Origin of the sequence: Chitinilyticum litopenaei DSM 21440, assembly GCF_000428145.1 — a bacterium.
GTDB lineage: Bacteria > Pseudomonadota > Gammaproteobacteria > Burkholderiales > Chitinibacteraceae > Chitinilyticum > Chitinilyticum litopenaei.
In genome coordinates, this window is record NZ_ATZJ01000049.1 from 23,758 (window position 1) to 30,148 (window position 6,391).

Consider the following 6,391-nt stretch of genomic DNA (forward strand, 5'->3'; position numbering starts at 1 on the left):
GCTGCTTTCATTGGTCTCGTTGCGCGCATTTTAGCATTCCCGCGCGGCCAGCAATGGGCCGGCTGCCGGCCTGCATGCTGCTCACGTCATCGGCTGGCCTGCAGATGGTGGCCCGCCAGCAGTTGCCGATAGCAGTCTTCAAAGCGTCCGCCCATGAAGGACGCTTCGCGCAGGCTGGAAAATGCACCACCGAGCATGTAGTCGGCATGTTGCTCGTATTCGTAAAGGCGCACAAAGAGATCCGGATCGCGCTCGGCCGGCGACAGCTTGCTCAAGCCGGCCGCGATGACCAGCGCCTTGTCGCCCCACTCGACCAGTTCGGGATAGGACATGCGCATCTGGTCGGCCATGGTGCGGATGCGATAGACGGTGCTGTTCTCCGGCTGCTCGGCATCCCAGGCATAGCTGAGGTCGGCATCCTCGAAACGCTGACGGCACAGCGGAAAGGACAGGCTGATGCGTTGCTGGCGCATGGCCTGGCGATCCGCCGCAATGGCGGCGGCATCCTGCTGCGGGTCGCGCGCCGGATAGCGCTGCTGCAGCACCCAGTGATCATACTCGAGCAGCACCCAGCCGTTTTCGTCGGGCTCGGCATCGAGAATGCGCGGCGACGGATGCAGCTCGTCACCACCGGCCGCCACCAGCCTGGCGGCATAGGCGGGTTCGCAGCGGTTGGCCGTGCGCCCGCGACTGAGGCAATATGCCGGCCAGTGCCCATGGCTGACAATGTAGCGGCAATCGTCCCGGAACACCGCCGGCGCCCCGGCCAGCTCGCGCCCGTCCGGCAGCACATGGGCAAGCACCTGCCAGACGCAGTCATTGAGCTCCAGCTCGGCATGCTGGCCATTGCCCAGCCTTTGCGCGGCAGTCACCGCCACCGGAAACACGCCGGGCATTTCCACGATGGCATACCAGGGCTGGCCGAAACTGGTCGGCGGTGGATAAGGCAGCGGCGCCTGCCCCGACTGCAGACGCTCGAACAGCGCGCTGTGCTCCCAGTCGTGCGCTTCCGGAATGTAGGGGCGCAGCAGGCCGCTGCTGTGGATATCCAGGTTGTCCGGCGCCTGCCAGTTGGAGGCAACTTCGATAAAGCGCCCGGCGGCCTGCAGCAGCAGCAGGTCATGGCGCGAGTAGCGACCGAAACGTCCGGGCAGGTATTCCTCCTGAAAGGCCGCCAGCGTACCGGCCAGCCGCCGCGTCAGCTCGCTGTTGCCGGCATCCAGCGCAATGGCGACGAGCTGGGGCAGCGTGAATTCGCTGGCCAGGGCCAGTGCTGCATTGAGTTGTTCCTGATCGGTTGCCAGCAAGCCGGCAGGATCGCGAGTGCTCATGGTGCACCTCCTGTTTTCCATCCCTGTGCCGCCATCACGGCAGCGGCCGCTTTCAGCATAGCCGGCCCGATGCTGCATTGCAGCAACAACCGGCTACCGGCTGTCCACTGGTGCCGCGCGAATGCCGCCTTGCAGCAGGCGGCGGCCCCGACTAGGGTTAGGTTCTGTTGATGATGTGTTTGCGTTCCCGCTCGAGCGACTTATGCGCCGAATACAAGGCGTTGCCAGCGCCGCATAACGGGTTATGTCAGCGAGGCAACAACGCGGAGTCGGCGCAACAAGCGCCCAGCCTAGATGTGTTCTCAAAAAGCCGGTCTGGCTGTTTTGGCCTGACACGGCGTTGCAAAGCCCTCACATGGAATGACCATGCATCGGGCTTCGCGCCTGGTTTCAGGCCAAAAACAGCACAAACGGGAATCGCAAACAAAACAGCAACAGAACCTCGTCTGATCCGCCAACTGACAACATTTCATGACCCGCACTCACCTGCATCTTCTCTGGAACCGCAAGGGCGAATGGCAAGCACTGTTCGCCCTGTGCCCGCCCGACCAGCAGGACTGGCTGGCCGAGCACCTGCAAGCCAGCCCGCAGCTGGCCGCCCTGCCCTGTTATGTGCCGGGCGCACGCGCCGAGCTCGGCAAGCTGCTGCCGCTGCAGCTGCGCGGACAGGTCTGGTGCGCAGACGACATCAGCCTGCGCGGCGGCTTCACCGAGCGCAGCCAGCTGGCACAGCTTGCCGAGGGTGAGCTGATCTACGGGCCGGCCTACCTGCAGGCTGGCAGCAATCAGCGCAACCACCCCAGCCAGCCGGCGCTGATGCAGATCCTGGCGCTGGTGGTGGCCGACGCCGACACCCGCGAGCTGGAAGCCGCCTTCGCGCAGGCGCCTTCGCTGACGGTGCGCTTGCTGAAGCTCGTCAATTCGGTCGGCATCGGCAGCCGGGTGGAAATCACCGGCATCCGTCATGCCATTACCCTGCTAGGCCGCCGCCAGCTGCAGCGCTGGCTGCAACTGCTGCTGTATGCCGAACAATTCGCCGACGACGGCGAGGAACAGGCGCTGATGATCGGCGCTGCGCTGCGCGCCAAACGCCTGGAGAACTGGGCAGCACGCAACTGGGTTGATCACGCGCCGGACAGTGCCTTTCTGGTCGGCATGCTGTCACTGCTGGACCGGCTGTTTGGCCAGCCGCTGGCCGACCTGCTGGCCGACTTGCCGCTACAGCCGGCATTGCGCGCTGCACTGCTCGCCGGCGAGGGCGAGCTGGGGCAGGCGCTGGCCTGCGCCGCCGCACTGGAAGCCGGCACGGCCAGTCCCTTGCCCTCGGCCAGCATCAGCCCGCGTGCCTGGCTCGACAGCGAGCTTGATGCCCTTGATTGGGCCTGCCAGCTCAGGAAGCAGCATGCACCCGCAGAATGAGCTCGACGCGGCGGCGCGCCTCCTGGGCGAGCTGGAAGCCTCACTGATCGTCCTTGACCCGCAGGGCTACATCACCGGCTGGAATGCCGGCGCCGAGAAGCTGTTCGGGTACGAAGCGGCAGAAATTCTCGGCCAGCACATCCTGCTGCTCTACGCCGACGAGAACGAAGACGATGCCGAGCTCTTCAACAGCGTGTTTGCGCTGGGGCACGGCACCGTGGAAGTGCGCCGGCGCCGCAAGAACGGCGAAATCTTCTGGGCACGCATCCAGCTCATCCTGGTGCGCGACGAGGCCGGGCGGCCCGAACGGCTGATCGGCTTCATCCACGACATCAGCGAGCAGATCGCCGACCGCGAGCATGCCCACCTGCTGAGCAATGTGTTCGAGCACACGCCGGACGCCATCGTGATCACCGATGCCGACCGGCAGATCATCGACGTCAACCCGGCCTTTCTGAGCATCAGCGGTTTCAGCCGGGAAGACAGCACCCTGCGCGTCCCCGGCTTTCTGCAGCATCCGGAAATGGGCAGCCACATTGATGCCAGCCTGGCAGCCACCGGCCACTGGGAAGGCGAATTGTGGGAGTTGCGCGCCGATGGCACGCGCTATCCGGTCTGGCTGACGCTCTCGGCCGTGTACGGGCAGCACGGCCAGTTGCGCAACTATTTCGCGGTTTTTTCCGACCTCTCGGAGAGCAAGGCCGCCGAAGAGCAGATCCACCGGCTGGCCTATTACGACAGCCTCACCAACATGCCCAATCGCAGCATGCTGTTCACGCTGCTGGAACAGGCGCTCAGCGAAGCGCGCCGGCAACGCAATACCGGCGCCGTGCTGTGTTTCAATCTGGTCGGTTTCAAGGCCATCAACGATTCCTTCGGCCATCGCGGCGGCGATCTGCTGCTGGTGGAGATGGCGCAGCGCATCCGCAGCTGCCTGCGTGAGGAAGACGTGTTGGCGCGCTTTGGCGGCGACGAGTTTTATGTCGGCCTGTTTGCCATCAGCGAACGCATCGATGCGGCCCTGGTGGCCCGGCGGATTCTGGCCCAGGTCACGCGCCCCTTCGAGCTGGAGCGCCAGGAAATCATGGTCGAGGCGCACATCGGCATCACCGTCTACCCGGACGATGGCCGGGACGCCGACCGGCTGATCAGCGACGCCGCCGTGGCCATGCATCGCGCCAAGCAGTCGGCCCAGCCCTTCCTCTTCTATTCGGCGGAAATGAATCGCCGCAGCCTGGCGCGCATCAAGCTTGCCGCCGACCTGCATCATGCGCTGGAGCGCGACGAACTGCGCCTGTATTACCAGCCGCAGGCCAGCCCGCGCGACGGCAGCATTGTCGCCGCCGAGGCGCTGATCCGCTGGGAGCACCCGCAACGCGGTCTGATCGGCCCTGGCGAGTTCATTCCCTTTGCCGAAGAAAACGGCCTGATCGGCCTGATCGGTGACTGGGTCATCAAGGAGGCCTGTCGCCAGCTGGCCGCCTGGCGCCAGGCCGGCCTGCGCCTGCCGCGCATCGCCGTCAACCTGTCGGCGCGGCAATTCCAGCCAGGTCTGGCCGACCGGCTGCTGGCCGTGCTGGCGCAATACGATCTGCCGCCCGCACTGCTGGAGCTGGAAATCACCGAAACGTTGCTGATGCAGGGTGATGAATCAATGTCGCAGATCCTTGACGAGCTGCACGGCGCCGGCTTCAGCCTGGCGCTGGACGATTTTGGCACCGGCTATTCCAACCTCGCCTACCTGCTGACCTTTCCGATCGACTATCTGAAAATCGACCAGCGCTTCGTGCGCGGCCTGCCGGATGACACGCACAACGCCGCCATCGTGCGGGCCATCTTCGGCATTGCCGAACACCTCGGCCTGTCACTGATCGCCGAAGGCGTCGAGGTGGAAGCGGAAGCGGCCTTTCTGAGCGAACTGGATTGCCACCTGCTGCAGGGCTACTACTTCGCTCGCCCCATGCCGGCGGATGCCTTTGCCCGGCTGCTGCGGGACAGCGAACGGATCGGCGCGCTCAGCAAGAACAATCCGGGCTAAGCGCCCGGCACATACGAGAACACCCATATCGCCACAACCTTTTGCCATAAAAGGCTGCAGCCTCATACCCACCAAAAAGCAAAAACCGCCCTGACAACAGTAATCATCCGCAGCGAAGGCAAGTCAGAGACTTCGGCCAACAGGCAAATTCAACCCAGAGCGTCGGGCGGTATTGCTGACTGGTTTGCTGTTGACTGATTGGCGTTCCCGCCAGTGCGCTTGTCGTCAAAGCAAGACGTGGCGGGCGCGGCAGTTTATTAAGTTATGACACCCAGTCGGCGCAAAAAGCATCCAGCGCAACGTCAGTGATGGGCCAGGACTACTGAGGCGTGCCGATCCGCTCAGCGGTTGGCCCGCACCCAGCCGCGCCAGGCCTCATAGAGAGCCGGCGTGCGCGCCGCTACCACCGAACGCTGCCAGACCTTGTCCTGCCAGAAATCCGGCTGGTGAATGGCCCCCACCACACCGCCGGCCTCCTGCAGGATGAGTACGCCAGCGGCGTAATCCCACAGCTTCTGCGCACCATGCAGCATCACATCGGTGCGCCCGGCAGCCAGCCAGCACCAGTCGATGGTCGACGCGCCGAAATTGCGGTGGTTGTGAAATGGTCCGAGCGTCACGACGCGCGCCGCCAGGTGGCCGGACAACCACTTGGTCTCGACGGTCGCCACCGCATCGGCGAGCAGCTTGTCATCATGAACCAGCGGCAGACGGCGGTCGTTCAGCCAGGCGCCCTGCCCGGCTGCGGCGCTGAAGCATTCGTCCAGCACTGGCAGATACACCACGGCCAGCTGCGGACGGCCAGCACGCATCAGGGCGATCGAGATCGCGAAATACGGCAGGCCATGGGCAAAATTGGTCGTGCCGTCGATGGGATCGACCACCCACAGCCCCTGCGGATGCTCGCGCCACAGCGCTTCCTGCTCGGCCTGCGTCATTTCCTCGCCCAGCACCGGGCAGGGCACCAGCTCGGGCAGCAGGCGCTGGAGAGCCTGCTGCGCGGCCAGATCAGCCTCGGTGAACAGGCTGCCGTCATGTTTCTTTTCCGCGACCACCTTCTGGTAGCGCGGCATGACGACCTCGGCGCCCACCTGTCGGGCGATGTCGCGCAGACGCTGCAATTGTGCCAGCACATCCATGGTATTTCCCGTCACCGCCCTCGCGGCCCTTGCCTGATTGCCATGCCCGCTAATTTACACCAAGCACCGCCACGGGTGCTGCGATGCATCAGAAAAGCGGCACCGGGTATTCGCCTTAGACGCTTGCCTGGGCGGCTTCGCACATCCCGGCCAGCGCCTGCCTCCAGACGACCGTAAGCGTCCAGCCGCCCCGCATTGATCAAGGAAACCGCCTCGGTTAGCGTCGCAGTGGCAGCAACTCGTCGATTTGGCTGTTCGGCCAGGCCGGCAGTTTTTCCAGCGTTTCCGTCAGCCAACTCAGCGGCTCAATGCCGTTCAGTTTCGCGGTGCCAAGCAGGCTCTGGATTGCGGCGGCACGGCGGCCGCTGGCTTCGCTGCCGGCAAACAACCAGTTCTTCTTCCCCAGTGCGATCGGCCGGATGGCGTTTTCCACCGGGTTGTTGTCGATCGGTGCATCACCACTG

Annotated in this window: 5 protein-coding genes; 2 read left to right on the plus strand and 3 right to left on the minus strand. The window is 64.6% G+C overall.

The window, feature by feature from the left end; all coding sequences use genetic code 11:
• Positions 1–86: 86 nt before the first annotated feature.
• Positions 87–1,331, minus strand: a complete 1,245-nt coding sequence (locus C515_RS0114640) for a hypothetical protein (protein WP_028456139.1) — start codon at positions 1,329–1,331, stop codon at positions 87–89.
• A 471-nt stretch (positions 1,332–1,802) separates the two neighbouring features.
• On the opposite strand from C515_RS0114640, the gene C515_RS21285 reads away from it, so the two are divergent.
• Both C515_RS21285 and C515_RS21290 read left to right on the plus strand, forming a co-directional pair.
• Positions 1,803–2,750, plus strand: coding sequence for an HDOD domain-containing protein (locus C515_RS21285; RefSeq protein WP_051304982.1), 948 nt, complete (start codon positions 1,803–1,805; stop codon positions 2,748–2,750).
• Positions 2,734–4,788: a putative bifunctional diguanylate cyclase/phosphodiesterase gene (locus tag C515_RS21290; protein ID WP_051304983.1), complete on the plus strand. Its 2,055-nt coding sequence runs from the start codon at positions 2,734–2,736 to the stop codon at positions 4,786–4,788. The genes C515_RS21285 and C515_RS21290 overlap by 17 nt, the downstream gene beginning before the upstream one ends.
• A 341-nt stretch (positions 4,789–5,129) precedes the next feature.
• Here the strand turns inward: C515_RS21290 and C515_RS0114655 are convergent, their stop codons facing one another.
• Positions 5,130–5,927, minus strand: coding sequence for an inositol monophosphatase family protein (locus C515_RS0114655; RefSeq protein ID WP_028456140.1), 798 nt, complete (start codon positions 5,925–5,927; stop codon positions 5,130–5,132).
• Positions 5,928–6,144: 217 nt separating this feature from the next.
• Positions 6,145–6,391, minus strand: a 247-nt coding sequence (locus C515_RS0114660; RefSeq protein ID WP_028456141.1) for a transposase domain-containing protein, incomplete at its 5' end; no start/stop codon positions are given.

What these genes read in the sequence shown, in the direction of transcription:
- C515_RS0114655 (WP_028456140.1), bottom strand. Translation starts at nt 5,927, where the DNA reads ATGGATGTGCTGGCACAATTGCAGCGTCTGCGCGACATCGCCCGACAG.
- C515_RS21290 (WP_051304983.1), top strand. Translation starts at nt 2,734, where the DNA reads ATGCACCCGCAGAATGAGCTCGACGCGGCGGCGCGCCTCCTGGGCGAG.
- C515_RS0114640 (WP_028456139.1), bottom strand. Translation starts at nt 1,331, where the DNA reads ATGAGCACTCGCGATCCTGCCGGCTTGCTGGCAACCGATCAGGAACAA.
- C515_RS21285 (WP_051304982.1), top strand. Translation starts at nt 1,803, where the DNA reads ATGACCCGCACTCACCTGCATCTTCTCTGGAACCGCAAGGGCGAATGG.